The organism is Roseateles sp. GW821-FHT09H11 (assembly GCF_059415845.1).
Map to the genome: position 1 here is coordinate 922,797 of NZ_JBWKOA010000001.1, position 25,204 is coordinate 948,000.

21 protein-coding genes are annotated in these 25,204 nt (G+C 70.0%); 9 read left to right on the plus strand and 12 right to left on the minus strand.

The window, feature by feature from the left end:
- Nucleotides 1-92: 92 nt before the first annotated feature.
- A complete protein-coding gene (locus AC07PR_RS03700) occupies nucleotides 93-1,442 on the minus strand; it encodes an MFS transporter (RefSeq protein ID WP_495134447.1) in 1,350 nt (449 codons plus the stop codon).
- Between the two features lie 235 nt (nucleotides 1,443-1,677).
- On the opposite strand from AC07PR_RS03700, the gene AC07PR_RS03705 reads away from it, so the two are divergent.
- Together AC07PR_RS03705 and AC07PR_RS03710 are read left to right on the plus strand one after the other, a co-directional pair.
- Nucleotides 1,678-2,601 carry a LysR family transcriptional regulator gene (locus AC07PR_RS03705; RefSeq protein WP_495134448.1) on the plus strand — a complete coding sequence of 308 codons (924 nt, stop codon included), beginning with the start codon at nucleotides 1,678-1,680 and terminating at the stop codon, nucleotides 2,599-2,601.
- Between the two features lie 268 nt (nucleotides 2,602-2,869).
- Nucleotides 2,870-3,952 carry an ABC transporter substrate-binding protein gene (locus AC07PR_RS03710; protein ID WP_377155329.1) on the plus strand — a complete coding sequence of 361 codons (1,083 nt, stop codon included), beginning with the start codon at nucleotides 2,870-2,872 and terminating at the stop codon, nucleotides 3,950-3,952.
- A 57-nt stretch (nucleotides 3,953-4,009) separates the two neighbouring features.
- Here the strand turns inward: AC07PR_RS03710 and AC07PR_RS03715 are convergent, their stop codons facing one another.
- The 5 genes from AC07PR_RS03715 to AC07PR_RS03735 all read right to left on the minus strand — a co-directional run bounded on the left by AC07PR_RS03715 (nucleotide 4,010) and on the right by AC07PR_RS03735 (nucleotide 10,606).
- Nucleotides 4,010-5,173 carry an acetyltransferase domain-containing protein gene (locus AC07PR_RS03715; protein WP_495134449.1) on the minus strand — a complete coding sequence of 388 codons (1,164 nt, stop codon included), beginning with the start codon at nucleotides 5,171-5,173 and terminating at the stop codon, nucleotides 4,010-4,012.
- Nucleotides 5,174-5,187: 14 nt separating this feature from the next.
- The gene (locus AC07PR_RS03720) at nucleotides 5,188-7,185 is read right to left on the minus strand and encodes a TonB-dependent siderophore receptor (RefSeq protein ID WP_495134450.1); all 1,998 of its coding nucleotides are present in this window, start codon (nucleotides 7,183-7,185) and stop codon (nucleotides 5,188-5,190) included.
- A gap of 224 nt (nucleotides 7,186-7,409) precedes the next feature.
- Nucleotides 7,410-7,832 carry a DUF2946 family protein gene (locus AC07PR_RS03725; RefSeq protein ID WP_495134451.1) on the minus strand — a complete coding sequence of 141 codons (423 nt, stop codon included), beginning with the start codon at nucleotides 7,830-7,832 and terminating at the stop codon, nucleotides 7,410-7,412.
- Between the two features lie 159 nt (nucleotides 7,833-7,991).
- On the minus strand, nucleotides 7,992-9,017 hold the full coding sequence (locus AC07PR_RS03730; RefSeq protein WP_495134452.1) for a GAF domain-containing protein: 1,026 nt from the start codon (nucleotides 9,015-9,017) through the stop codon (nucleotides 7,992-7,994).
- Between the two features lie 86 nt (nucleotides 9,018-9,103).
- Nucleotides 9,104-10,606 carry a hypothetical protein gene (locus AC07PR_RS03735; RefSeq protein WP_495134453.1) on the minus strand — a complete coding sequence of 501 codons (1,503 nt, stop codon included), beginning with the start codon at nucleotides 10,604-10,606 and terminating at the stop codon, nucleotides 9,104-9,106.
- 241 nt (nucleotides 10,607-10,847) lie between these two features.
- Here AC07PR_RS03735 and AC07PR_RS03740 point away from each other — a divergent pair, with 241 nt between their 5' ends.
- The 5 genes from AC07PR_RS03740 (at nucleotide 10,848) to tolA (ending at nucleotide 14,866) form a co-directional block, all read left to right on the plus strand.
- A complete protein-coding gene (locus AC07PR_RS03740) occupies nucleotides 10,848-12,050 on the plus strand; it encodes a pyridoxal phosphate-dependent aminotransferase (RefSeq protein WP_495134454.1) in 1,203 nt (400 codons plus the stop codon).
- Nucleotides 12,051-12,148: 98 nt separating this feature from the next.
- A complete protein-coding gene (gene ybgC, locus AC07PR_RS03745) occupies nucleotides 12,149-12,613 on the plus strand; it encodes a tol-pal system-associated acyl-CoA thioesterase (RefSeq protein WP_495134838.1) in 465 nt (154 codons plus the stop codon).
- 164 nt (nucleotides 12,614-12,777) lie between these two features.
- Entirely contained in the window at nucleotides 12,778-13,470 is a 693-nt protein-coding gene (tolQ, locus tag AC07PR_RS03750; protein ID WP_377155335.1) for a protein TolQ, read from the plus strand.
- 15 nt (nucleotides 13,471-13,485) lie between these two features.
- Nucleotides 13,486-13,926, plus strand: a complete 441-nt coding sequence (gene tolR / locus AC07PR_RS03755; RefSeq protein ID WP_377155336.1) for a protein TolR — start codon at nucleotides 13,486-13,488, stop codon at nucleotides 13,924-13,926.
- Between the two features lie 22 nt (nucleotides 13,927-13,948).
- A complete protein-coding gene (gene tolA / locus AC07PR_RS03760; RefSeq protein ID WP_483106200.1) occupies nucleotides 13,949-14,866 on the plus strand; it encodes a cell envelope integrity protein TolA in 918 nt (305 codons plus the stop codon).
- Here tolA and AC07PR_RS03765 read toward each other — a convergent pair.
- The 3 genes from AC07PR_RS03765 to pcp all read right to left on the minus strand — a co-directional run bounded on the left by AC07PR_RS03765 (nucleotide 14,844) and on the right by pcp (nucleotide 17,743).
- Nucleotides 14,844-16,688, minus strand: coding sequence for an MbnB/TglH/ChrH family RiPP precursor modification enzyme (locus AC07PR_RS03765; RefSeq protein WP_495134455.1), 1,845 nt, complete (start codon nucleotides 16,686-16,688; stop codon nucleotides 14,844-14,846). The genes tolA and AC07PR_RS03765 overlap by 23 nt on opposite strands.
- Nucleotides 16,685-16,885, minus strand: coding sequence for a BufA1 family periplasmic bufferin-type metallophore (gene bufA1, locus AC07PR_RS03770; protein WP_377155338.1), 201 nt, complete (start codon nucleotides 16,883-16,885; stop codon nucleotides 16,685-16,687). The genes AC07PR_RS03765 and bufA1 overlap by 4 nt, the downstream gene beginning before the upstream one ends.
- Nucleotides 16,886-17,104: 219 nt before the next feature.
- A complete protein-coding gene (gene pcp / locus AC07PR_RS03775) occupies nucleotides 17,105-17,743 on the minus strand; it encodes a pyroglutamyl-peptidase I (RefSeq protein ID WP_377155339.1) in 639 nt (212 codons plus the stop codon).
- A 167-nt stretch (nucleotides 17,744-17,910) separates the two neighbouring features.
- Here pcp and AC07PR_RS03780 point away from each other — a divergent pair, with 167 nt between their 5' ends.
- Nucleotides 17,911-20,448 (plus strand): GspE/PulE family protein, encoded by a 2,538-nt coding sequence (locus tag AC07PR_RS03780; RefSeq protein ID WP_377155340.1) that lies wholly within the window; start codon nucleotides 17,911-17,913, stop codon nucleotides 20,446-20,448.
- A 78-nt stretch (nucleotides 20,449-20,526) separates the two neighbouring features.
- Here the strand turns inward: AC07PR_RS03780 and AC07PR_RS03785 are convergent, their stop codons facing one another.
- The 3 genes from AC07PR_RS03785 to AC07PR_RS03795 form a co-directional block, all read right to left on the minus strand.
- On the minus strand, nucleotides 20,527-20,781 hold the full coding sequence (locus AC07PR_RS03785) for a DUF1488 family protein (protein ID WP_377155341.1): 255 nt from the start codon (nucleotides 20,779-20,781) through the stop codon (nucleotides 20,527-20,529).
- A gap of 159 nt (nucleotides 20,782-20,940) precedes the next feature.
- Entirely contained in the window at nucleotides 20,941-22,422 is a 1,482-nt protein-coding gene (locus tag AC07PR_RS03790; RefSeq protein ID WP_495134456.1) for an acyl-CoA-binding protein, read from the minus strand.
- Nucleotides 22,415-23,689: an MASE1 domain-containing protein gene (locus AC07PR_RS03795; protein WP_495134457.1), complete on the minus strand. Its 1,275-nt coding sequence runs from the start codon at nucleotides 23,687-23,689 to the stop codon at nucleotides 22,415-22,417. The genes AC07PR_RS03790 and AC07PR_RS03795 overlap by 8 nt, the downstream gene beginning before the upstream one ends.
- Nucleotides 23,690-23,779: 90 nt before the next feature.
- Here AC07PR_RS03795 and AC07PR_RS03800 point away from each other — a divergent pair, with 90 nt between their 5' ends.
- A complete protein-coding gene (locus AC07PR_RS03800) occupies nucleotides 23,780-25,129 on the plus strand; it encodes a GTP pyrophosphokinase (protein WP_495134458.1) in 1,350 nt (449 codons plus the stop codon).
- Nucleotides 25,130-25,204 lie beyond the last annotated feature (75 nt).

Genomic DNA, 25,204 nt, shown 5'->3' on the forward strand with positions numbered 1-25,204 from the left:
ATCAGTCTCCACCCGTGGAAAAACCTTCAATTTCACCCAGCCCTCGGTTTCATATCGAATCGGTCAAGGACACGGCACGTCGCCTCATTGCGTCATCGCGCCGTCTTTCCCCGCCACACGCTCACGAGGCCTGCGACCAGCGCGAATCCCGCAGCCATGCCGAGCCCCGCATGCGAGGCCCGTGACGCCGGCAGCCACGTGAAGAGCAGCCCCATCAACAGGCTGCCCAGCGTCTGACCGGTCAACCGTGCCACGCCTTGCGCGCCGCCGGCCGCGCCGCTGCGCTCCTTCGGCGCGGACAGCAGCATGTTGCGGTTGTTGGGTGTCTGGAAGAAGCCAAATCCCAGTCCCGCCAGCGCGGTGAAGACGACCAGCAACGGCCGCGGGTCCGCCTGCGCCGGCCATGCGGCGCAGAGCGCGAGCCCCGCAGCGAGACCGCCGGCGCCGGCCGCGCAGAGCCAGGCCGTCGGCAGGCGGTCGGCCAGTCGACCGGACAAGGGCGCGGCCAGCATCACCGCCAGCGGCCACGGCGTCATCAGCAGTCCGGTCTCGAGCACGCTCAGGCCCAGCACGTGATGCATGTAGAACGGCAGCGCGACATAGCTCGCCATCTGCCCGGTGAAGCAACACACCGACGCGATGATCGACATCCGGAACGATGGCGAGCGCAGCAGGTCAATCGGGATCAGCGGCGCCGCGCGCGGCAGCTCGCGGCGGACCAGCAGCGCGCCGCAGACGATCGCCGCGATCAGCAGCGCGCCGCCTTCCAGCGGCTTCGCCAGCACCTGGTCGCCGCCGAGCACGAAGGCCGCGAACATGCCCGCGTTGAGGGCGACGCTCACGACATCGAGCGGCCGCCGGGTGCCCGGCGTGCTCGGCAATCCGCGCGCGGCGATGAGCACCAGCAGGCCGACCGGCAGGTTCACCGCGAACAGCCACGGCCAGCCGGCCACCGACAGGATGGCCGCGCCGATGGCGGGTCCGGCCGCCGACGCGCCCGCGACCGCCAGCGCGTTGTACGCGATGGCCTGTCCGAGCAGCCGCTTCGGATAAGTGAAACGCAGCAGCGCCAGGCCGAGCGGCATCACCGCCGCGCTGCCCAGGCCCTGCAGGCAGCGCCCCGCCACCAGCCAGCCCAGCGAAGGAGCCAGCGCGCACAGCGCCGAGGCCGCGGTGAAGAGCGAGACGCCCGCGACGAACACGCGCCGATAGCCGAGCCGCTCGCCCAGGGCCGATGCCGGCAGCAGGAACATCACCACCGCCAGCTGATAGGCCGTCGCGACCCAGATGGCATCGGCCGGCGAGCTGTCGAGGGTCTGCGCGATGTTGGGCAGCGCGACGTTGGCGATCGCACCGTCCAGCACCACCAGCGCGATCGCGCCGAGCAGCGCGGCGACCGCGGCGTGACGTCGGGGCAACGGCACGCCGTCGGTGTCGGGCATGTCGGGCGGATGTCCGGTTGAGACGGATGCATCCGACACAGCAGATGCGGCAGATGCGGCAGATGCAACGGATGTGGCGGATGAAGCGGACGGCGTGGCGGACATCGGGGCGGCGATTCGGCAGGAGGTGTGTCCAGCATAGGAGCCGTCCGGCGACGCGACCAGCGCGCCGGGCGCAGGGAGTCCCTGCATGCGACGCCATCCGCACTGATCGCGCGCGTGCTAGCGTGGCCGGATGGCCGACGACATCGATCTCAACCTGCTCACCGCGCTCGACGCGCTGCTCGCCGAAGGCAGCGTGGCGCGGGCCGCCGAGCGCCTGCGGCTCAGCGAATCCGCGATGAGCCGCACGCTGGCGCGACTGCGCGCGGCCACCGGAGATCCGCTGCTCGTGCGCGCGGGCCGCACCATGGTGCCGACACCGCACGCGCTGGCGCTGCGCGACCAGGTCCGCGAGCTGGCGCAGGGCGCGCGCGCCGTGCTGCAGCCGGCGGGCGCGGGCTGGGACCTGCGCCAGCTGAAACGGACCTTCACGCTGCGCGCGAACGACGGCTTCATCGAGGCCTTCGCGCCGGCGCTGGTCGCACGCGCGGCGGAAGAAGCGCCGGGCGTGTGCCTGCGCTTCGCCCCCAAGCCCGACAAGGACGTGCGCCCGCTGCGCGAGGGACTGATCGATCTCGACATCGGCGTGCTCGGCGAGTCCGGCCCCGAGGTGCGCATCCAGGCGCTCTATCGCGACCATTTCGTCGCCGCGGTGCGCGAGGGTCACGTGTTGCTGGAGACGCGTGGACTCGACGCCGCGAGCTATGCGGCCTGCGCCCACGTGGTCACCTCACGGCGGGGCCGTCGCGCGGGCCCGGTGGACGGGGTGCTGGCTGCACGCGGACTGGCGCGTCGCGTCGCCGTCGTCGTACCGAGCTTCCGCGCGGCGCTGTCGATCGCGGCCGCGACGGACCTGGTGGCCCTGGTGCCGTCGACCTTCTTCCGGCCGGACTTCGTCCAGGGCGCACTCCGCGCCCTGCCCTTGCCGGTGCCGACCGAGCCGATCACCGTCTCCCAGATGTGGCACCCGCGGCTCGAGAAGGATCCAGGACACCAGTGGCTGCGCGGCCTGGTGTTCGAGCTCTGCAGGTCGATGGCGCCCCACCGATCACCTTGATCACGGCGAGCACGGCGAGGGTCGCGCCGGTCACTCCGCGCTACCGACGTCGAGGTAATTCATGCAACCGCCGGTGTCCGAACCGGGGAAGCCCTCGCAGCGGCGTCCCCACATCGCCGTACATTTCGCACCTCAAGACAGCGCTTCGCTCCGACGATCGCCCACGCGCACCGACGTGGCGTGCCGACGACGCTCGCGTCCGCCACGCGCCCGATCATGGCGCCCCAACTTCTTGCCAGGAATGCATGTGAGAAATCTCTGTGGGCTGATGCTCTCCCTCCTGTTCGCGACGACCTGCCACGCCGATGTGCTCATCGGCCAGACCTCCGGATTCACCGGACCGGTCGCGGCCAGCGTCAAGGAAACGACCGACGGCGCCAAGCTCTACCTCGACGCCGTGAACAAGGCCGGCGGCGTGAACGGCGAGCGGATCAAGCTGATCTCGCTGGACGACAAGTTCGACCCGAAGCTGGCCGCGGAGAACGCCCGCACGCTGATCGTCGACAACAACGTGCTGGCGCTGTTCCTCACCCGCGGCACGCCGCACAACCAGGCCATCATGCCGCTGCTCACCGAGCACCGCGTGCCCCTGATCGCCCCGTCCACCGGCGCGATGGCGCTGCACAAGCCCGTCCATCCGTGGCTCTTCAACGTCCGCGCCACCTACCAGCGCGAAGCGGAACGCGCGGTGCGCCATCTGAGCCTGATCGGCATCGACAAGATCGGCGTGGTCCAGGTCGACGACTCGTTCGGCGCGGACGCGGTGGTCGGCGTGATGACGGGCTTCGCCGCGGTCGGCAAGTCGGCCGCCTTCGTCGAGAAGTTCGACCGCGCCCACCCCGACTTCAAGGCGACCGTCGCCAAGACGCAGTCGACCTCGGCGCAAGCCGTGATCTTCCTGGGCTCGGGACAGGCCGTGGTCGACGGCGTGGCCGCGATCCGCGACAGCGGCTCGCGCGTCCAGATCGTGACCCTGTCCAACAACGCCTCGTCGGGCTTCGTCGCCTCGCTCGGCAAGAACGCGCGCGGCATCATCGTCGGGCAGGTCTTCCCGTATGAGCGCTCCCGCGCCGCCGCCATCGTGACCGAGGCGCAGGGACTCGCCACCGCCCAGGGCCACGGCGACATCACGCCGGCCATGATCGAGGGCTTCGCCGGCGCCAAGGTGCTGGTGGAGGCCCTGCGCCGCGCCGGCCCGCACCCGACGCGGCAGAAGCTCCGCGACACGCTGGAAGGCCTGCAGAAGGTCAACATCGGCGGCCTGGAGATCAGCTACAGCCCGAGCGATCACTCGGGCCTGGACTTCGCGGATCTCTCCATCGTCGGGGAAGGCAACCGCTTCGTCCGCTGAGCCTGGGAGGGTCGCTGTGCCGGGCCCCACACGGGCCCTGCAGGGGACCCGGTGCGGTCACAGGTACTTGACCCAGGCCCGGTGCGTGCGCCGCTTGTAGGCCGCGAACGCCTTCACCGGCGGATAGAGCAGCGGCACCAGGCCCAGCCAGATGAGCCAGATCAGCGGGAACTGGCCGGCATCCACGCCGAATCGCACGCCCTGGTTGGGGCCGAAGACCGCGAGCAGCACGCGATAGCCGATCAGCAGCACGTAGAGGTGCAGCAGGTAATAGAACATCGGCGCGCCGCCGAAGACCGCGCATACGCGGAGGAAGGCATGGCGCCCGTGCTCGAACGCGGCCAGCAGGACCGCTCCGATCCCCAGCGTCAACAGCAGGAAGTCCAGCGACGGCGGGTACTTCGTGAAGTTCAGGAAGGACATCGCCGTGTCCAGCGCCGTGGCACCGGTGACCCAAGGTGCGTTCTCGCCGTAGCGATTGAAGCCGCGCAGGACCGCGAGCGCGAACAGGCAGGCCGCCGCGAGGCCGCACAGCACGCGCCGCCGCTGCCGCACCGGCGTTGCGCGCGAGAACAGCGGCCCCGTCGCGAAGCCCAGCAGGATCACCCCGACCCACGGCAGGGCCGGATAACTCACGCGCACCCTCACGAGCCCTTCCGGGATGAGCCAGTCGCGATGCAGCATCAGCGTCCACAACGCCCGCCAGCCGCCGTCGGGCGGCACCGACAGGCCGGTCAGCGCGTTGTGTCCCCCGACGATCACGAGCCCGATGCCCACGAGCGCCCAGCGCGGCAGCCCCGACAGCAGCGCGAGCGCCAGCATGCTGAAGCCGATCGCCCAGATCACCTGGAGGTAGATCACGCCGAAGCTCGCGCTCCACGCGAAGTTCACCAGCGTCAGCTCCAGCCCGATCAGCAGCAGGCCGCGCTTGAGCAGGAAGCCGCGGACGTCGCGCGGCGGCGCACCGTCGGGGTGGGCGTGGAGCCAGGCCGAGAGCCCGGTCAGGAACACGAACACCGGCGCGCAGAGATGCGCCGCGAGCCGCGAGAAGAAGAGCTCCGGCGGCGTGCCGGGCACCGTCATCGGATCCGTGACCTGCAGGTGCAGGTAGAAGGTCTCGCGGACGTGATCGAGCAGCATCACGATCATCACGAATCCGCGCAGCGCGTCGATCGACGCGATGCGGGAGGACGGCGGACGGGACAAGGCGGCGGCAGTCATGGGCACTCGCGGGTTCAGAAGACGTGGCGCGCGGACAGGACGAGCTTGCGCCCCGCGCCCGGCGCGACCCAGACCTGGCTGTAGGCGCTGGCGTAGTAGACGCGGTCGAGCAGGTTGTCGACGTCGAGCGAGAACGTCCAGTGCCTGTCGGGCCGGTAGCCGGCGAGCAGCTTGAGCGTGCCGTAACCGGGCAGCTTGAAGTCGTCGGCGGCGGCGAGCGGCGCGACGGCGCCTTCGCGCGCGGCGACGAGGTTCACGCCGAAGCCCGCCGTCGCCCGCCCGGCGCCGAGCGCAAACCCCTGGACCAGCAGCAGCGTCGCGCTGTGCCGGGGCACGTTGGCGAGTGGCCGCCCGACGAGAAACGCGTTGTTGTCGCGGGTCACCTGCGCGTGCGTGAACGCATAGGCGAAGGACAGGCGCAGGTCCCGGGCCACTTCGCCGCCGACGTCGAGTTCCACGCCTTCGCTGCGCACCTCGCCGGCCGCGACGGAGAAGTTGTTGGGATCGGTCGGGTCCGGCGTCAGGACGTTGTTCTTCGCGATGCGGTAGACGGCCAGCGTGGCGGACAGCCGGCCGTCGGCGGCGTCGTACTTGGCGCCGGTCTCGACGGAACGGCCCTGCTCCGCCGGGAACGACGTGTAGGCGCGGCTCACGCCGCTGTTGGGCCGGAAGCTGCGCGAGGCCGTCGCGTACAGCGCGAGCGTGCCGCTCGGCTGATAGACCAGGCCCGCGCGCGGCGACGTCGCGCCGAGCGACTGGTCCGTCGTGACGCCGTTGCGGCGATTGAGCAGCGACTGGTCGTAGCGGTCGTGACGCAGACCGACCAGCAGCTTCCAACGTTCGCCGAGGTCCATCTGGTCCTGCGCATAGACGGCGCGGGACTTCTGCGTCTCGCGGGTCCAGGTGTTGAGCGCCATCGCGGGCGGCGCCGCGCCGTAGACCGGCTCGAACAGGTCGATCGGCGTCGAGGTGGCGACGCGGTACTGCTCCCGGCGGTCGACGAAGCGGTAGGCATCGGCACCGAACAGCAGGTGGTGCGCGAGGCCGCCCGCGCGCACGGTGCCGAGCAGCTCGAAGCGGCCCGACAGGTCGGTGCCGTCGAACGCCCGCGTGCGACGCTGGCGGACCAGCGTGCGCTTGTCCGTCTGCACGAAGCGCGCCTCGGTGGCCGTGCCCGCCAGCGCGCTGTCGCGGTAGCTCAGGCCGGTCTGCAGCGACCAGTCGTCATTCAGCTGATGCTGGACGAAGAGCTGATGGCCCACGCTGCGCGTGGCCGTCGGGCCGTCGCCGGGCTCGCCGTAGAACGCATGGCGCGGCACGCGCCCGAGCTGGCCGTCGATGGCGACGACGCCGCGGTCGAAGGTCGCCTTCTGCCTCGAGAACTCGAGCTCGTAGGAGACGGTCGTGTCGGCGTCCGGCATCCAGAGGAAGGACGGCGAGACCATCGCGCGGCGTGACTCGACGTGATCGCGATCGCTGCCGACGCGCTCCTGCGCGGCGGTCAGGCGGTACGCGAGCCGCTCGCCCAGCGGGCCCGTCGATTCGGCGGTCGTCCGGTGGCTGCCGTGGCTGCCGACGGACAAGCCGAGCGCGTGCTCGGGCACGAACAGCGGCTTCCTGGTCGTGATGTTGACCGTGCCGCCGGGCTCGCCGCGACCGTAGAGCGCGGAGGCCGGGCCCTTCAGGACCTCGACCGAGGCGGCGTTCGCCGTGTCGCGCACGCCGTTGTAGCCGCGGCTCGAACTGAAGCCGTTGACCAGGTAGTCGGAGCCGAAGTTCGGATCGCCGGTGAAGCCGCGCATCGCATAGCTGTCCCACAGCCCGCCGAGGTTGCTCTGCCGGGAGATGCCGCTCGCGAGGTCCAGCGCCTGGTCCAGCCGCGTGACGCCGGCATCGGCCAGCAGGGTCTCGGACAGCACGCGCACGCTCTGCGCGAGGTCGCGCACGGGGGTGTCGGTCTTCATCGCGCCGGTGACGACGAGGGTTCGATAGGGTTGACGGGTGCCGTTCACGGCAACGGCATCGAGGGTGGCGTCGGCGCTGCCCTCCGATGCTGCTGCGCAGAGCGAAGGAACGACGAGGCATGCGACGAACGAGCGTGCGACACCGGCACGCGAAACGGAGATGGTGGACATGACAGGCAAGGAGTGACCCCGGGGAGCGCACGACGACGTGTCGACGGCTCCCCGGCGAAGTGAACCGGAGGGGATGACTGCGCGCCAGGCGCAGGGACGGTTCAGGCGGACGGCGGTCCGCGAGGCTTCGCGACGGTCCAGACGAGCGCGGGCAGCGGCCCGCGCGGCAGCGCCACGGGGGGCGCGCTGGCTTCGGCGTGGGTCAGCAGCGCATCGGGCGCCCGGCCGGGCGCCGCGGCCTGCGCGTGGAACAGGCACCAGGCGCAGGCGTCGGACTTCAGGCCGCCATCGTCGTCCACGTTGTCGACGTCGTCCTGCGGGCCGCCTGGCCCCTCTCCGCCACCGATCGCGGCGACGTCGGTATCGACATCGGCAACAACGACGGCCACGAGGGCCGCCCCCCGCTCGGACTCGCCGAACGGATGCGCGATGTGCCACGCGTCATGCATCGGACGGCCCAGCAGACTGCACACCAGCACGAGCAGGAGCAGCCAGGGGGAACCGAATCGGCGGGACGACGGCATCGGGAGGGAGACGGCGCGGAAGATGAGCGATGGAGCGGACGCGGCATTCTGCCGCAAGGCTCGCCCGTCATCCGCCCAACCTCTGTCGATCTTCCGCGGATCACCCGCCGTCACCGGTCACCGGTCACCGGTCAACGGTCAACGGTCAACGGGTATCGGTCATTGGGGTTCATCGAGGTTCATCGGCTGCAGCTCGAGGCTCGTGATCAGACAGCAGCTCTCGCCCAGATGCTCGATGGGTTCGGCGCACAGGATGACCGGGGTCACTTCGCCGTTCGCGCCCTGCAATCGCAGCCGCAGGTCGCGGACCCGCCCGTTCGTCGCCAGGACGCGGTAGAACAGATCCCTGTCCTCCGGCAGGACGCCGTAGGCGTGTGACGCCGTCGAGGTCCCGAGGATCTCCCCCTCGGACTTCCCATACCGCTGGCACAGCGCCTGGTTGGCCTCGACGATGCGCCGGTCCTTCAGCGCCACGATGGCCATCGGGATCGGGGCGGCCTGGAACAGGCGCCGGAACCGTTCCCGGCCGGCCTCGATCTCGCGGAAGTTCAGCTCCCGGGCGCGTCGAGCGTCGACGATGTCCATCGCGAAGGAAAGATCCGCGCCCAGCTCCTCCAGCATCGTCATCAGTTCGGCGTCGAAGAAGTCCGCCTCGCGGGCGCAAAGCATCAGGACACACTCGACCTCCCCCGCGCGACGCACGGGGATCCACGCGATGGCCCGGATGCCCTGGGCGACCGCCTCCGCCCGCCATCGCCCCGCCTGCGCATCGAGGACGTAGTTGTTGCTGACGGCACTCACGCCGTCACGGAGCACCCGGGCGGTGTAGCTGCGCTGGATCTCCGCGTCCCGCAGGTCCAGCGGGTCCGGCACGTTCGCCAGCACCTCCGCCGCCGGCCCGGCAGACGCGGCCCGGCGGGCCAGGTCACCGTCCCTCTGATAGACGGCGGCCAGGATGGCGTAGCCCGCGTCGACGCAGATCTGGCAGGCCTCCCGCAGGAGCTCGCGCTCGTCGTCGATGCGCTGCACCATGCGGTTGGCGCGCAGGACGCTGGTGAGCACGCCCACCACGCGCTCGTCACGGGTGCGGGCGCGGGCGTGCACCGTGCGCTCGAGATGCAGCCGCCACAGCAAGGCGGCGACGCACACGGTCAACAGCAGGATGAGCAGGATCGAGCCGTTCATTCGACGGGTCCGTCAAGGGCACGCCGCCATTGTCGTCGGCGACGGCGCGCCTCCACCGGACCCCGTGGAGCTGAAAGACTGGACGCTCAGCGCTCGCGTTCCTTCTCCTTCTCGATCTCGCGCTGCTTCTCGATCTCCCGCTGCTTGTCCTTCTCCTTGTCCTTCGCGCGCGCCCGGTCGTGATCGCGCGCCCGGGCGTCCTCATGACGATCATCGGCATGCGCGGCCTGGCGTGGGGGTGGCGTGCTCGCCGCGGGACGCGCGGCCTCAGCCCCCAGTGCGCGCTGTCGCGCGGCCTCCGTCTCCAATGCGCGCTGCCGCGCGGCTTCGCGTTCGCGCGGCGCGTCATGGGCACGAGCGTCTTCGCGCTCGCGCTGGACCTCCTGCTCCCGCACGCCGTCGCGCGGACGCGCCTGCTCAAGCGCCCGGTCACGCTCAAGGGGCGCATTGACCGGCTCCTGCATCGCGCGCGACGGCTGCGGCGATGGAGGAGGATTGTTGAATGACGGCATCGGCGCCGCATGGTTCGCCTGCTGCTGCTGCTGCTGCTGCTGCTGCTGCTGCTGATTCAGTTGCTGCTGATGCAGTTGCTGTTGCTGCTGCGCTTGCGCTCCCGGTTGCGGTTGCGGTTGCGGTTGCGGTTGCGGTTGCGGTTGCGGTTGCGGTTGCGGTTGCGGTTGCGGTTGCGGTTGCGGCTGTTGATGCTGCGCTTGCTGAGGCTGCTGCTGCACCGGCGCCGGCGCGTGCACGACCGCCGGCAGGGCCGCCGCCAGATGCGCGGCGGCCGGCACCTCGCCCTGGAAGGGCTTGCCGCTCGCCGTCGAGCTGGCCGGCGCCACGATGGTCACGTTGGTGATGTTCGTCTCGTTGCGAACGTTGTTCACATTCGTCGTGTTGTTGACCACCGTGTTGTTGATGACCGTGTGGTTGATCTGCGTGTTGTGCTGGATGCGCATGCCGACGTTGGTGATCGGCGGCGCGCTGACCACCACGGCGGGCGGCGTGCCGAGCGGCGCCGGAACGATCAGGCCCGGACGCGATCCCGGCGGCGGCGGCACGAAGACGCCCATCGGCCCCATCGGCCGGGCACCGCCGCCGATCGCGATCTGGACCGAGAGGTGCAGTCCCGGCGGCGGCGGGACGAAGCCCACGCCATGCGCCGCCCAGTAGCCGGAGACGAACACGACCGCGCCGTCACGATGCTCGTAATAGGGATGCACCCAGACATAGTCCGGCCGCGGCGGCGAGGACCACCGCCCCGTGCACCAGACCCAGCGGCCTTGCCAGCCCCAGTAGCCGCCGGTCCACACGGCGCCGGGATAGGGCTGCGGCGGCGGGACCTCGACCAGCATCGGCGGCGGCGCGACGTCGACGAAGACGGGCTCGGGTTGCACCAGCGGAGGCTCCACATAGACGCTCACGACCGGTGCGGGCGGCGGCGGTGGCGGCAGGGGCGCCCAGGTGGACGGCGCGCGGTAGGACGCATCGGCATGGACGGTCGTGTGCGTGGGCGCGACGCAACCGGCGAGGAGCACCGCGAGGACAGCCGCGGCAGGCGCGGCAAGACGGAACGAGTGGTGCATGGGCATGAAGGGGGTTGACTGCGATGCCCTTGCCAACGGGGTCCCAAGGCCCGTCGTTGACATGTTTTCCGCCTCATCGGTATCCGCTTGTCAGGCACTTCAAGCTGGCGTCAAGGCCGCTTCAACAGGCACTCACGGCGGCCTCCGCGTCGTCTCAGGATCGCGCCAAGACCGCATCAATCCCCATCGATCGGGCGTCTGCGATCCCGACGCGGACCTCGCCGCATCTCACCCTATGATGGCGCGCATGAGACTTTCGAATCGTGTCGGGAACATCGACCCGTTCTATGTCATGGAGTGCGCCAAGCGGGCCGACGAGATCGCCCGCTCGGCGATCTGTGATCCGGCCCGGGGCGGCCGGCGCATGATCTACCTGAACATCGGCGAACCTGACTTCGGCGCCAGCCCCGGCGTCCGCGAGGCCGCCGCGCGCTTCACCGCCGAGGGCCGCATCCCCTACACGCAGGCCAACGGCCTGCGCGCACTGCGTCAGCGCATCGCCGACTGGTACGGCCAGACGCAACAGCTGACCCTCGATCCCGATCGCATCGTCATCACCGCGGGCGCGTCCGCCGCGTTGCAGCTCGCCTGCCTCGCGCTGTTCCAGGCCGGCGACGAGGTCCTGATGCCGGACCCCAGCTATCCGTGCAACCGGCACTTCGTCGCCGCCGTCGACGCGACGCCGGTGCTGATCCCGTCGACCGCGGGAGAGCGCTTCCAGCTCAGCCTCGAGCGGCTGCGCGCGCACTGGAACGACCGCAGCCGCGGCGTGCTGCTCGCCTCGCCGAGCAACCCGACGGGCACCTCGATCGCGCCGGACGAACTCGCCCGCATCCACGCCTTCGTGCGCGAGCGCGGCGGCGTCACCGTCGTCGACGAGATCTACCAGCCGCTCGGCTACGACGACCGCTATGCGCGCAGCGCGCTGACGCTCGGCGACGACGTCGTGTCGATCAACAGCTTCTCCAAGTACTTCGGCATGACCGGCTGGCGGCTCGGCTGGCTGGTGCTGCCGACGGCGATGGTCGGCGCGGTCGAGAAGCTCGCGCAGAACCTCTACATCTGTCCGTCGACGATCGCCCAGCACGCCGCGCTGGCCTGCTTCGAACCCGACTCGATCACCGAGTACGAACGCCGCCGCGAAGAACTGCGCCGCCGTCGCGACGTCGTCGTGCCCGCGCTCGAGGCGATGGGCCTGCCCGTGCCGGTCGTGCCGGACGGCGCGTTCTACGCCTGGGCCGACGCCTCGGGCACCGGCCTCGGCAGCTGGGACCTGTGCATGGACCTGATGGAACACGCCCAGGTCGCGCTGACGCCCGGCCGAGACTTCGGCCCGGCCTTCGGCGAACGTTTCCTGCGCCTGTCCTTCGCCAGCAGCATGGACGACCTCCGCGAGGCGCTCGACCGCGTCCGCGTCCGCCTCGACCAACTGAAAGCCCGCGCCGCATGACCGCGCCCGACCCTTCCTCCGACTGCTCCTCCGACGCCCAATCCGGCGCCGGCGCCGACCCGGGCGCCGCCACCGTCCCGGCGCTGCTCGGCGGTCCGCTGACCGTCGCCGGACCGTCGCCCGCCCTGCCCGTCCACCAGCACGAACTGCGCGTCTACTGGGAAGACACCGACGCCGGCGGCGTCGTCTTCTACGCCAACTACCTGAAGTTCATGGAACGCGCCCGCACCGAATGGCTGCGCGGCCTGGGCTTCGAGCAGGAGACGATGCGACGCGACGAGGGCCTGATGTTCGTCGTCAGCGACACCGCGCTGCGCTACCTGGCGCCGGCGCGTCTGGACGACTGGCTGCGCGTCAGCGTCGTGCCGGCCGAGGTCGGCCGCGCCAGCCTGGTCATCGACCAGCAGGTCTGGCGCGGCGAGCAGCTGCTGACGCAGGGACGCATCCGCATCGGCTGCGTCGATGCGATCAGCCTGAAACCGGCGCGCATCCCGGCACGCATCCTGCAAGCGCTGCAGCCGACGCCGGGGGCCGCGGGGTCGGTCTCGCCCGCCCATCGCTGACGCCGCTGACACGCTTCTTTGCATGTGGCTGGTCCGCCGTTTGCCGAGGACCCCGCCAGTCTTGTCACAATTCGTCCTCGATCCCGTCCTCGATCCCGTCCTCGATCCCGTCCTCGATCCGCCGCCGATCCGCCCCTGATCCCCGACCACCGCCCGTCGACCTCATGAACCAAGACCTCTCCATCGTTTCCCTGATCGCCCATGCCAGCCTCACGGTGCAGCTGGTGATCGCCGCGCTGCTGCTGGTCTCGCTGGCCAGCTGGAGCGTGATCTTCAGCAAGCTCATCTCGCTGGGCCGCATCCGCTCGCGCAACGAGGGCTTCGAGCAGGAGTTCTGGTCGGGCAAGAACCTCAACGACCTCTACAACAACGTCTCCAACCGCCAGGACGGCGCACCGCTGGAGCGCATCTTCGCCTCCGGCATGCGCGAGTTCCTGAAGCTGCGCGAGAAGCGCGTGGTCGACTCCGGCCAGCTGCTGGACGGCGCCCGCCGCGCGATGCGCGCCAGCTTCCAGCGCGAGCTCGACGCGATGGAATCGCACCTGTCCTTCCTGGCGTCGGTGGGCTCGGTGTCGCCGTACGTGGGCCTGTTCGGGACCATCTGGGGGATCATGCACGCCTTCGTCGGCCTGTCCAACCTGACGCAGGTGACGCTGGCCACCGTCGCGCCCGGCATCGCCGAGGCCCTGGTGGCGACGGCGATCGGCCTGTTCGCCGCGATCCCGGCGGTGCTGGCCTACAACCGTTTCGCGCGCCAGATCGACCGCAACGCGATCACGCTGGAGACCTTCATCGAGGAGTTCTCCAACATCCTGCAACGCAACGCCGGCCAGCCCGCGCCGGCCGCGCAGCGCTGATCCGGAGACCCGGTCATGCCCGCGATGTCCTCCCGCGGCGGTTCGCGCCGCCGCACGATGAACGAGATCAACATGGTCCCGTTCATCGACGTCATGCTGGTGCTGCTGATCATCTTCATGGTCAGCGCGCCCCTCATCACCACCGGCGTCGTCGACCTGCCCAGCGTCGGCTCCAGCCGCACGCAGCCGCAGCACGTGATCCAGGTGATCGTCGGCACCGACGAGCAGCTCAAGATCAAGCTCGACGGCGACCAGGATCCGTCGCCGGTGCCGCTCAAGGCGCTGGCCGCGCGCGTCAAGGACGCGCAGAAGGGCGACGCGGCCACGCCGGTCGTGATCTCCGCCGACCGCAACGTGAAGTACGAGGCCGTCGTCAAGACGATGGACGTGCTGCAGCGCGCGGGCATCCAGCGCGTGGGCCTGTCCGTGAAGAACGGCGCCGCGGCCGACCGCTGAGACCGGACAACGATCGCACGCGATGAGCACCCTGGTCTCCCGATTCCACCCGGACCGCGACCCCCTGCGTCCGCCGCCCGCGCCCGGACTGGGCCGCGGCTTCAGCTTCGCGATCGTCGCGCACATCCTGCTGGTGGCGGCCCTGAGCTTCGGCGTGAGCTGGCGTTCGGCGCCGGTGCCGGCGATGGACGCGGAGCTGTGGTCGGCCGTCCCGCAGGCCGCCGCGCCCAAGGAGCAGCTGCCCACCGAGAAGCAGCCCGAACCGCCGAAACCCCAGCCCGAACCTCCGAAGCCGCAACAACCGACCCCGCAGGAGGTCCAGGCCCAGCGCGACGCGGACATCGCGGTCGCCAAGGCCAAGGAGCGCAAGCTCAAGGAAGAGCAGGAGCAGCGCGAGGCCGAGGACAAGCGCAAGCAGGAACAGCGCAGGAAGGACGAAGCGGACCAGAAGGAACGCGACCGCAAGGCCAAGGAAGAGCAGGCGAAGAAGGACGAGGCCAAGAAGGACGAGACCAAGGCCGCCGACAAGGCCAAGGCCGAGAAGGCCCGCAAGGAGTCTGAAGCCAAGGCCGAGGCGCAACGCCAGGAGAACCTGCGCCGCATCCAGGGCATGGCCGGCGGGACGGGCGCACCGACCTCGACCGGCACGGCGGCGAGAAGCTCCGGACCGTCGGCGAACTACGCAGGGCGGATCAAGGCCCGCGTGCGTCCGAACATCATCTACAACGATCCGGGCGGCGCTTCCAACCCCGAGGCGGAGGTCGAAGTGCGTGCCGGTCCGGACGGCACGATCGTCGCGCGCAAGATCGTCCAGTCGAGCGGGCTGCCGGACTTCGACAGCGCCGTGCTGCGCGCGCTCGACAAGACGGAGAAGCTGCCCACCGACACCGACGGCACCGTGCCGCGGGTGATGATCATCACCTTCCGCCCCAGGGAGTGACGGCCATCTCGACGGTCTCGACGCGGGCCAGCCAGCCGCGCGTGACCGCCGTCGAGAGCCAGGCGCTGAAGTCGAAGGCCGCGCCCACCTCGTGCAGGGCGCGCTCCAGATCCAGCCCGGCACGCAGCGATTCGAACCAGCGCGTGGTCACGCCGTCCAGCGCGATCGACTGACCGCCCCAGCCGTCCCGCCACACCATCAGCGCGTGGCGCGGTCCGCTGCCGAAGGACTCGCTGGCAAGTTCGAGCAAGGCCCGCGGGCCGGGCGCGTCGCAGCCATGCAGCGCGACATGGTCCGCGAGCACCAGCCGCACCGCGCCGGCCGGCAGGCGTCCCAGCAGCGCGAGCGAGTCCAGGTCCGCCTGCGGATCCGCGATGCGCGCCACGCGGTGCAGTTCCCATTCGATCCGGGCCAGCGCCGTCCACAGCGGCGGCAGGCCTTCGGTCTCGGCGCCGGCCAGCAGGCCGACAAGCGCCTCGCCCCATTCACCCAGATCGCCGTCGGCGGGCGGGTGACGGCGCCAGCAGGCCCAGGCCAGCGAGGCGAAGCTCCCGGGCTCGTCGGCCTCCACGCGCTCGCGCAGGCGCGGATAGACCACCGCCAGCGCGCGCTCGGCCTGGGCGCTGAGATGCGCCTGGTACGCCCGCAGCGCCCTGGGCAGTCCGCCGGCGATGCCGGCCAGGGCGCGCAGCCCGGGAGGCGCCAGCAGGGCGATGTCGGCGCCCGGTCCCGCCAGCAGCGCGGTCACCAGGCAGGCCTGCAGATCGAGTAGATCCGGTAGATCCGGCAGGTCGGGAAGGTCGTGTAGGTCCGGCAGGCCCTGCCGCTCCCGAGGGGGCGGCTGGCACACCGCCGTCGACAGCATCGGCGCCGTGCCACGCTCCGCCGTGCGCGACGTCGGCCGCACACGCTCGTGACGCGAGGACGGCCGCGGCGGCGGCGGCGCGATCAGCTCCCGGTCCAGCGCGGCCTGCTCCCGACGGGCCCGGGCCACTTCCCCGCACAGGGCCGTGAGCGGCGGCAGCGCGTTGTCCCATTCGATCAGGGTCGGCCGGGCGCCGATGTGGATCAGCGCATGGCGGTACAGCGACCACACCGCCTCCCCGACCGCGCTGCCGTGGTCGGCGAAGACCAGGCCGTCCACCCGCGAATGGCCCGACACGTGGTACTGGCAGACGGCGGCCGGTTCCACGCCGTCGAGCCAGCCCAGGCCAGCCCGCAACGCGGCCTCGTCGTCCAGGCCGCGATTGAGCGCATGGACGAACACGCTGTTCAGGTCGAGCAGCAGCCCGCATCCGGTGCGCTCGGCCAGCGCGTTGAGGAAGTCGGGCTCGCTGATCACGTCCTCGTCCCAGCCCAGATGGGCGCCAAGGTTCTCGATCAGGATCTGGCGACCCAGGCCCTGCTGCACCGCGTCCACCTGCGACACCAGCCGCGACAGGCCGCGCGGGCTGAGGGGAACCGGCAGCGGCTGGTGCGCATGCACGATCCCGTGACGATGCCGCACGCGGGTGAAGCCGGCGTGTTCCGACACCACCGCGGGCTTGACCGCCTCGATCAGCGCACGCACGCGTTGGAGGTGCCGGTAGTCGACGCCGACCGCCGAACCCAGGCCCAGTCCCACCCCGTGCAGGCTGACCGGGCACCGGCGCGCGGCGTCCAGCAGGAGCTGACGTCCGGCACCGCCGGGCGCGAGGAAGTTCTCGGTGTGCACCTCCAGGAAGTCGAGATCGAGCGCGCTGTGCGCCATCACCTCCCGGTAATGGGGCTGGCGCCAGCCGATGCCGACCGCGACCGGCCACAGGGTGGTGCCGCGCTTCACCGGACGCCCTTCGCGACGTACGCCCATTCGCCGGGCGTGTGCTCGTCGGCCGAGGGCCCCGCGCACACGTGCTGGCCCGCCTGGGCCAGATCCAGGCACTGGCCCCTGGCCCGGCCGTCGGCGGCGCGGGCGCCCCCCGAAGGACCCGCGGACAGCGCGGCCGTCAGCGCAGCGAGGACGATCTGGCGAATGGACATGGCGGACTCCGATGAGCGGGTCGGTGCCCGCGAAGGTGACAGGCGACGGACGCGGCCATCGACCGGATCCACCGGATCGACCGCCCCGCCCCGCCTGCCCCCTCAGTTGGGCCATCGTGTCCCCTCGCTCTGCGCCTGGTGGGCGTTCATTGACATCGGTCAAGCGCGCGAACGCCTCACCGAGAACCACCAGACGATCGCTGCGCCGCGCCCTGGCGCTCAGTCGAGCTGCCCGCCCCCGGCCCGGATCTCCTGGGCGGTGACGGCCAGTTCCATCGCCAGCCGGGTCGCCGCGACCAGCGTCGGCAACGGCAGGCTGGGCGCGCCGGGATGGCGCGCGGCCTGCTCCGGCAGGTAGGGGATGTGCATGAACCCGCTGCGCACGCCCTGGCCGTCCAGCCGGTGCTGCAAGCCGTAGAACAGGTGATTGCAGACGAAGGTGCCCGCCGTCTGCGACACGGACGCCGGGAACCCCGCCGCCCGCAGTCCGGCGACGATCGCCTTGATCGGCAGCGTCGAGAAATACGCCGCCGGGCCGTCGGCCACGACAGGCTCGTCGACCGGTTGCGCGCCGGCGTTGTCCGGGATCCGCGCGTCGTCCACGTTGATCGCGACCCGCTCCAGCGACAGGTCGCAGCGCCCGCCCGCCTGGCCGATCGCCAGCACCATCGCGGGCCGCACCCGCTGCAGGGCCTCGTCCAGCCGGTGCAGGGCTTCTCCGAACACGCAAGGCAACTGCACGGCCACGACACGGGCGCCGGCGATGACCTCGCCGTTGAGCGATCGCGCCAGTTCCCAGGACGGGTTGACGTCCTCGCCGCCGAACGGGTCGAAGCCCGTGACCAGAAGGTTCTTCATGACAACGAGTCTAGACGCGAGACCTGGCCCCCGCCGGTGCGCGGACGGTTCGCCCGATGCCGCAGTCAGGCATGCCACCTGCTTATCTGGGTAGTGACCACTCTTCAAACGGGTTAATCTCCCGCTTCAAGAATGTCCAGATACAAATTCCCCGCGGAGACCGACCGATGACCGACCCGTCCGTGCCGCTTCAATGGCCCACAGCCCAGCCAGGCAGCGCGCCGGCCGAAGCGGCACCGCAGTTCGAGTGGCCCACCCCGCCCTTCGCCGCCTATCCGCGCCCGCGCCCGCAGCGCGAGCCGCAGGCCTGCGAGATCCTCGGCCTGAACGGCAGTCGCACGGTCGGCAAGGTGATCCTGATGGTGCCGTCGGAGCGGCTGGCCCAGGTCGTCGTGCCGCCGGCGCGCAACGCGATGCCGCTGAAGTTCTCGCAGTTCAAGGCGCTCAAGCTGCTGCATGCGATCGAGGTCCCGCCGCGCGACCCGTCCACGGCGGATGACGCGACCTCGCTGGACCAGCGCCCGCGCAGCGAATTCAAGCTGGTCTACCAGGGCGGCGAGGAACAGAAGGGCACGACCATCGGCCACCACGAGACCGAGCTCGGCGTGTTCCTCTTCCCGCCGGTCAGCGAGACCAGCGACTGGGTGCGCTGCATGTTCGTGCCGCGCGAGGTCCTGGTCAGCTTCGAGGTCGGCGAGCGCATCGGCGACCTGCTGGTGCGCCAGCTGGTGGTGACGCAGGAGCAGGTCGACGCCGCCGCCGACGAGCAGCGCGAACTGCGCGACCGCCGCGTCGGCGACATCCTGGTGGCGCAGCACATCGTCAGCGCCGAGCAGTTGATGCAGGCCATCGAGCAGCAGGCCAAGATGCCGATGGTGCGCATCGGCGAGGCGCTGCTGGCGCTGGACCTGATCACGCAGGCGCAGCTGGACGAGGCGCTCGCGCAGCAGAAGCAGGACCGCTCGGTCCCGCTGGGCGAGCTGCTGGTGCGCAAGGGCATCGTCACGCGCGCGCAGCTGCAATCGGCGCTGGCCCGCAAGATGGGTTATCCGCTGGTCGACGCGGACAACTTCGCGATCGAGCCGGACTCGGTGCGCAAGCTCCCCTTCTCCGTCGCCAAGCGGCTGGAGGTGCTGCCGCTGGTGCTGCGCGACGGGCGCCTGATCGTGGCGATGGAAGATCCCACGCGGCGCGACTGCATCGACGAGGTCGAGTTCATCACCCAGCTCAAGGTCGTGCCGGCGCTGGCGCGCCTGGGCTCGCTGACCTTCGCGATCCCCGGCGCCTATGAGCGCTTCGGCAACCAGCCGGTCTCCGCCATCGGCGGTGCCCTGCCCGCGCTGACGATGGACTTCGAGCTCGACAGCTCTGACAAGCTGATCGAGACGCTCGAGCGCGAGGGCCAGGAGCAGTCCGCCCGCGAGACGGCGCGCGAGGAGGAGAAGGACCGGCAGATCGAGCAGAGCGACAACTCGCTGGTGCGGCTGATCAACACGATGATCATCGACGCGCACAACCAGAACGTGTCCGACATCCACATCGAGACCTATCCCGGCAAGGAGAAGGTCAAGATCCGCTTCCGCAAGGACGGCGTGCTGCAGCCCCACCTGGAGCTGCCGCACACCTATCGCAGCGCGCTGATCGCGCGGATCAAGATCATGTGCGACCTCGACATCTCCGAGCGCCGCAAGCCGCAGGACGGCAAGATCAACTTCGCCAAGTTCTCCGAACGCCACAAGATCGAGCTGCGGGTCGCGACCATCCCGACCAACAACAGCCTCGAGGACGTGGTGATGCGGATCCTGGCGTCGGCCAAGCCGATCCCGATGGAGAAGTTGGGCTTCTCGGAACGCAACCTGCGCGAGCTGAAGGCGGCCTCGGAGCGGCCGTACGGCATGGTGCTGTGCGTCGGTCCGACGGGGTCGGGCAAGACGACGACGCTGCACTCGGTGCTGGCCAACATCAACACGCCGGAACGCAAGATCTGGACGGCCGAGGACCCGGTCGAAATCACGCAGGCGGGGCTGCGGCAGGTGCAGGTCAATCCGAAGATCGACTGGACCTTCGCCAAGGCGCTGCGCGCCTTCCTGCGCGCGGACCCGGACGTGATCATGGTGGGCGAGATCCGCGACGAGGAAACCGCCGAGATCGCGGTCGAGGCCTCGCTGACGGGTCACCTGGTGCTCTCCACGCTGCACACCAACAGCGCGCCGGAGACGGTCACGCGGCTGCTCGACATGGGCATGGATCCGTTCAACTTCGCCGACTCGCTGCTGGCGGTGCTGGCGCAACGGCTGGTGCGGCGCATCTGCCCGTCGTGCCGCAAGTCCGAACCGATGTCGGACACGACGCTCAACGAGCTGCTCGACGACTACCTGCATGTGTTCTCGGCCGAGAACCGGCCGGACCGCGAGAAGGTCCTCGCCGAGTGGAAGGGCCTGTACGGCCAGCCCAACCTGCTTCAGTACCACTCGCCCGGCTGCGACAAGTGCGACCACACCGGCTTCAAGGGCCGCGCGGGCCTGCATGAGCTGCTGACCGTCACCCGGCCCATCCGCCGCCTCATCCAGACCGGCGGGCGCGCGGAAGAACTCATGCATCTGGCGATGTCCGAAGGCATGACGACACTGAGACAGGACGGGATCGCGAAAGTCCTGCAAGGGGTCACGACGCTCGGCGAGGTCCGGTCGACCAGCAACCAGTAGCCCCCCGTCGCGAGGTGCGGTCGCGAGGTCCTGTCGCGACGCGCCATCGCGAGTGGCCCGCGAGTGGCCCGCGAGTGGCTATTCGACCTTCAGGTCGTGATCGCGCAGCATGATGGGCTCGCGAGAGCCGCCGGCGATGCGGCGTCGGACGATCCCTTCGAGTTCATCCGTGTGGGCCTGAAAGGTCTGCAGCGGATCGTCGTTCGTGCCGTTGGGGCTGTAGCGATAGTGCAGCGTCTCGCGCCGGACGGAGGCGCCGATGAATTGCTCGCCAACGAGCACCCAGAAGCGGATGGATCCGGAACTCAGGTCGTAGAACGCGGCTGGCTTCACTCTGTCTCCTGACGCTGACGCATCACCATGGGAGATCAGGTTGCGGGCATCCGCCCGCGCCGTCTGTGCACCGGCACACACAGGCCGGCGCCGGCCCATTCGGCACTTTCGGCCCATTCGGCGCTTTCGGCGCTTTCGGCCCTTCCAGGCCTTTCGGCCTCAGGCCGCGACGGCCTGGGCATCGGCAGCCTTGAGCTGCTGCACCAGCGCGACGTACTCGCTCATGGCCTGCTCACGCGGCCGACCTCGTAGGCTCGCCCAGGCGTCGTACTTCGCCCGCCCCACCACGTCCAGGACGCCCGGCCGCTCGCCGGTGGCGTCGCCGAGGCTGCCCTGCTTGTACAGCGCATACAGCCGCAGCAGACTGGCCTCATCGGGCGCCCTGGCGAGCGTCCGGGACAGCGCGGCCGCGGCCTCGAAGGCCGCTTCGGCCGGGCTGGGGCCATCGGGCACGGGCTCGCCGCCGAAGTGCTCGTCCTCCAGCGTGGGCTCGTCCGGGAACCATCGCGCCTCGATCAGCCGCCCCTGATGCAGGCTGATCGCCAGCACGCCCTGGGAGGCCAGTGAACCGGTCTTCAGCGTCGTCGGCAGCACCGCCATGCCGGCATTGAGCACCGGCGTGCCGAAGGCGGTGAACGTCAGCCCCTCGCCCGCCCAAGCCTGCAAGCGCGCCAGGCCCTTGCCGCCGCGGAAGATGCCGGTGCTGCGGTTGTGGCCCGGCTGGTACCAGGTGAAGTCGGGGATGCCGCGCTCGTACAAGGCGGCGAAGTCGGCGCGCTCCAGGTCCGCGCGGGCGGCGGCCAGCAGCGCGTCGATCGCCTCGCGGCTCATGCGCGGATCGTCGCGGCTCACGCCCAGGCCAGCGTCGCTGGCGCCGAAGAATTCCAGGGTGCGCTGGGCGACGATCTCCTTGTCGTTGTCCACGCAGATCAGGTGATAGCTGTTCTCAAGGATCACCATGCGCGCCTGGCCGGCGCGCTTGCCGGCGCCGATGTGCTCGACGAGGAAATTGGCGGAGCGGACGCTGGTCAATTCATCCTCGCGCGCATGGATCACCAGCGTGGGACAGGGAATGCGGGTCAGGTCCTTCCTCACGAAGCGGCGCAGGCGATCCACCTCGCGGATGCAGGCCAAGGGGACCCAGCTGTAGGCGAAGGCATCGCCGCGCTCGAACTTGGCGCGCACGATGGCGCGCAGCTGATCGTTCTTGATGCCGTACGGATCCTCCTCATCCACGCGCATCCGGTCCGTCACGCCCGGCACCAGGTACAGCAGGTGGCGCAGCTCGCGATACCAGGGCGTGGACCAGCCGTCGATGAAGACCGGCGGCGCCAATGCGACCAGACGTCCCTTGTCGTGCCGTTCGCGCTTGCAGGTCTCGATGGCCAGCAGCGAGCCCATGCACATGCCCATCACATGCAGCACCTCGTGCTGGTCGACGATCTCGCGGTACTTGGCCCGGACCGCCTCCAGCCAGTCCTCGGCGCGCACGCCGAGCAGGTCGGACGGCTGGCCGCCGTGGCCCGGCAGCGTGATCGAGTAGGTGACGAAGCCCGCGTTCTTCAGGCGCTTGTGCATCGAGCCCAGGTCGTACTGCGTGCCGCCGAGGCCATGGATCAGGAAAACGGCCGGCTCAGCCATGGGTCTTCTCCCCGGCCGCCAGACTCAGCAGGGCCACGACCAGCTCGACCCGACCGTCGCCGCCGTGCACCGCGGCCAGCCGCTCGCGCACGCGCTGCACCTGTCCGCCCGGCAGTCGCAGCGTGTAGGCCTGCTCGCTGGAGGCGCGCACGCCCTGCGCCACCGCCTGCCAGGTGGCTTCCACCAGGCCGCGTTCCGCGGGGTCGATCAAGTCGAGCCAGTCCTGGATAGTGACGGCGGCCAACGCCGCGCGGCCCAGGACCTGGTCGGCACCCGCCCCCCAGGTGGCCCGGCCGGTGGTGGCGTCGTACTCGACGCTGGCCACGCCCACGGCCCGCAGCGTGCGCTCGTAGCGCAGGTGCCACTCGTCCGCGCGGGCAAGCGCGGCGCGGCGCCCTTCGGCCAGCGCGCGGGTCACCAGCAGCACGGCCGCCCACACCATCACGAAGCCCTGCACCTCGACGACGGCCTCGCCGCGGAAGCCTTCATGGAACGCGAACGGCCCGTCGCCCTGCGCCGTGCGTCCGATGATCAGCAAGGCGCCGAGCAAGGTGGCCAGCGTGCCGCCGCGAGCGCCCCACATCAGCGACGCCACCAGCAGGAAAGGCATCGGCACGTAGGCCAAGGTCGCCGCGACGCCGCCCCAACGCTGCGCGGCCTGGTCCGAGAACACCAGCAGCACGGCGATGATGAAGCCGGCGAATGCCACCACCCCGCCGAGGAACGGCGCCATCGGCAGGCCGCCCGATCGTCTGATGCGGAAGCCCTGGAAGGCGGTGACCAGCGGCGCGACCAGCAGCAGGCCGACGATCGTCGACAGCGCCCACGCGCGCCACTCGACGCCGAGGTCCGCGTCCGGACGTTGCCAGCCCCACAGCAAGGTCGCCAGCGTGGCCCCGATCAGCGACGCCGCCACGGCGCCGGCCATCAAGAGCGCCGCCCCGCGAGCCGTCTGCGAATCCTGTCGGCCGAGCGTCGCGATCCAGGCGCCCAGCGCCATGCTCGACACCTCGATGCCGGCGAACGCCAATGCCGGACCGACCCCGAGCCGGTGATCCACAAGGCCCCACACGGTGGCGGCCACCCCGGCGCCTGCCAGAAGCGCCGGCCAGGCCCAGCGGGCGCTGACCAGCAGAGCGGCGAACGTGATGCCGCTGCTCAGCCAGACCAGCGTGGTCTGCGTCGCGGCATGGGCCATCGACCGCGACAACATGGCCGCCCCCAGCCACAGCAGGGCCACCAAGGCGGCCTTCATCAGATGTTGCATTGATGCTCCCTCACGCCCAGGTCGCGGAGCAGGATAGCGTGAGCATTTGCGTCAGGGCAAGCGTGTCAGGTCTTGCCAGGCCGGCGTTGCATGACTCGCCGCGGCGGCTGCGGGGAGTTGTGCAGAGTTTCCCTGGACCGGGCCTCTGCGCTGCCGACGACTGCGGCCGGCGCACGGTGCGATGATGGGCACGAGCACGAGCGCACCCGTTTCCGGACTGAGCGCTGTACAGGTGTCGCAGGGCCGCTGCGCCCTGGCGAGTCGATCGATGAGACGGTCGCCGGTTGGAAGCCGGCGATCGCAATGGAGAGGAGAACCATGGCGAGTCTGGACTTCGAGGGCGAGAAGGCACAGTTCCGTGTCTTCTACGACGCCAATTCGGCGATGCTGGAGAACGCCAGCAGGTCGCTGGTCAGCCTCCTCACGGACCTGCTCCCGCAACTCGGCTCGGTGCCCTTCTCCAAGATCGAGTCGCGGCTGAAGGACCGCGAGGAGTGCATCAAGAAATTCAATCTCAAATACCGTCAAGCCCTGGAAGCCGGCTCGACGGCGTACGAGATCAGGAACCATGTCAGTGACCTGGTGGGCCTGCGCATCGTCTGCCTCTATGAGGACGACATCGAGAAGATCGGCGCGATTCTCCAGAGCGAGTTCGAGGTGGTCGAAGTCACCGACAAGATCTCGACCATCGAGAACACGGAGGCCTCGTTCGGCTACAAGGGTCTGCATTTCGATCTCAAGCTCAAGAACCCGCGGCTCGAGTTGCCCGAGTACCGGGCCTATGCGGACCTTCAGTTCGAAGTGCAGGTACGGACGATCGTGCAGGACTCCTGGAGCGTGCTGGATCACAAGATCAAGTACAAGAAGTCCATTCCCAACCATCTGAAGCGCCGGATCAACACGCTGGCCGCGCTCTTCGAGCTGGCCGACCGGGAGTTCCGGCAGATTCGGGACTCCACCGAAGAGGAGCTTCAAAAGGAAGAGGACGAGCCGGCCGAGCCAGCGGAAACGTCGGTTCCGCAAGGCGTCAATGGTGCGGCGCCAGGTGAAGCGCCGCGTGCCGAGCCTCCCGAGTCCCCGGCGACCGAGCGTCGCAGCGCGAAGCTCAACGCCTTCAATTTCCTGAAGATCGCCAGCCATTTCTTCCCCACCTTCGACTTCGTGCCGCAGAAGGTGGATGGCTTCGTTCAGGAGATCGTGACGGCGCAGCCGTCCATTTCACGCTCGGAGTTCAACCAGTACCTGCGCGAGAACATCGGCATCGTCAAGCGATACCAGGTCCACTTCGAAGACAGTTCCGAGAACCGGATGAATCCTTTCACCGTGATCCGTCACAGCCTCTATCTGGGCGACAAGACGCTGTTCCAAGGCATCCTGACGAGTCTCGCCAAGAAGAACTTCGAGGAGTGGCTCTCGGTCCACGCCATCGAGGAACTCTGATGCCACGGCTCCCGGGCGAGATCCCGTCCTGAACCGCGCCGCGGCGCCCGTTCGCGGGCGTTCGCGGGCGTTCGG

Excerpts from the sequence above, each read along its gene's own strand:
- AC07PR_RS03700 (WP_495134447.1), bottom strand. The coding sequence starts at position 1,442 with ATGCCCGACACCGACGGCGTGCCGTTGCCCCGACGTCACGCCGCGGTC.
- AC07PR_RS03705 (WP_495134448.1), top strand. The coding sequence starts at position 1,678 with ATGGCCGACGACATCGATCTCAACCTGCTCACCGCGCTCGACGCGCTG.
- AC07PR_RS03710 (WP_377155329.1), top strand. The coding sequence starts at position 2,870 with ATGCTCTCCCTCCTGTTCGCGACGACCTGCCACGCCGATGTGCTCATC.
- AC07PR_RS03715 (WP_495134449.1), bottom strand. The coding sequence starts at position 5,173 with ATGACTGCCGCCGCCTTGTCCCGTCCGCCGTCCTCCCGCATCGCGTCG.
- AC07PR_RS03725 (WP_495134451.1), bottom strand. The coding sequence starts at position 7,832 with ATGCCGTCGTCCCGCCGATTCGGTTCCCCCTGGCTGCTCCTGCTCGTG.
- AC07PR_RS03730 (WP_495134452.1), bottom strand. The coding sequence starts at position 9,017 with ATGAACGGCTCGATCCTGCTCATCCTGCTGTTGACCGTGTGCGTCGCC.
- AC07PR_RS03735 (WP_495134453.1), bottom strand. The coding sequence starts at position 10,606 with ATGCCCATGCACCACTCGTTCCGTCTTGCCGCGCCTGCCGCGGCTGTC.
- AC07PR_RS03740 (WP_495134454.1), top strand. The coding sequence starts at position 10,848 with ATGAGACTTTCGAATCGTGTCGGGAACATCGACCCGTTCTATGTCATG.
- tolQ (WP_377155335.1), top strand. The coding sequence starts at position 12,778 with ATGAACCAAGACCTCTCCATCGTTTCCCTGATCGCCCATGCCAGCCTC.
- tolR (WP_377155336.1), top strand. The coding sequence starts at position 13,486 with ATGCCCGCGATGTCCTCCCGCGGCGGTTCGCGCCGCCGCACGATGAAC.
- tolA (WP_483106200.1), top strand. The coding sequence starts at position 13,949 with ATGAGCACCCTGGTCTCCCGATTCCACCCGGACCGCGACCCCCTGCGT.
- bufA1 (WP_377155338.1), bottom strand. The coding sequence starts at position 16,885 with ATGTCCATTCGCCAGATCGTCCTCGCTGCGCTGACGGCCGCGCTGTCC.
- pcp (WP_377155339.1), bottom strand. The coding sequence starts at position 17,743 with ATGAAGAACCTTCTGGTCACGGGCTTCGACCCGTTCGGCGGCGAGGAC.
- AC07PR_RS03780 (WP_377155340.1), top strand. The coding sequence starts at position 17,911 with ATGACCGACCCGTCCGTGCCGCTTCAATGGCCCACAGCCCAGCCAGGC.
- AC07PR_RS03790 (WP_495134456.1), bottom strand. The coding sequence starts at position 22,422 with ATGGCTGAGCCGGCCGTTTTCCTGATCCATGGCCTCGGCGGCACGCAG.
- AC07PR_RS03795 (WP_495134457.1), bottom strand. The coding sequence starts at position 23,689 with ATGCAACATCTGATGAAGGCCGCCTTGGTGGCCCTGCTGTGGCTGGGG.
- AC07PR_RS03800 (WP_495134458.1), top strand. The coding sequence starts at position 23,780 with ATGACTCGCCGCGGCGGCTGCGGGGAGTTGTGCAGAGTTTCCCTGGAC.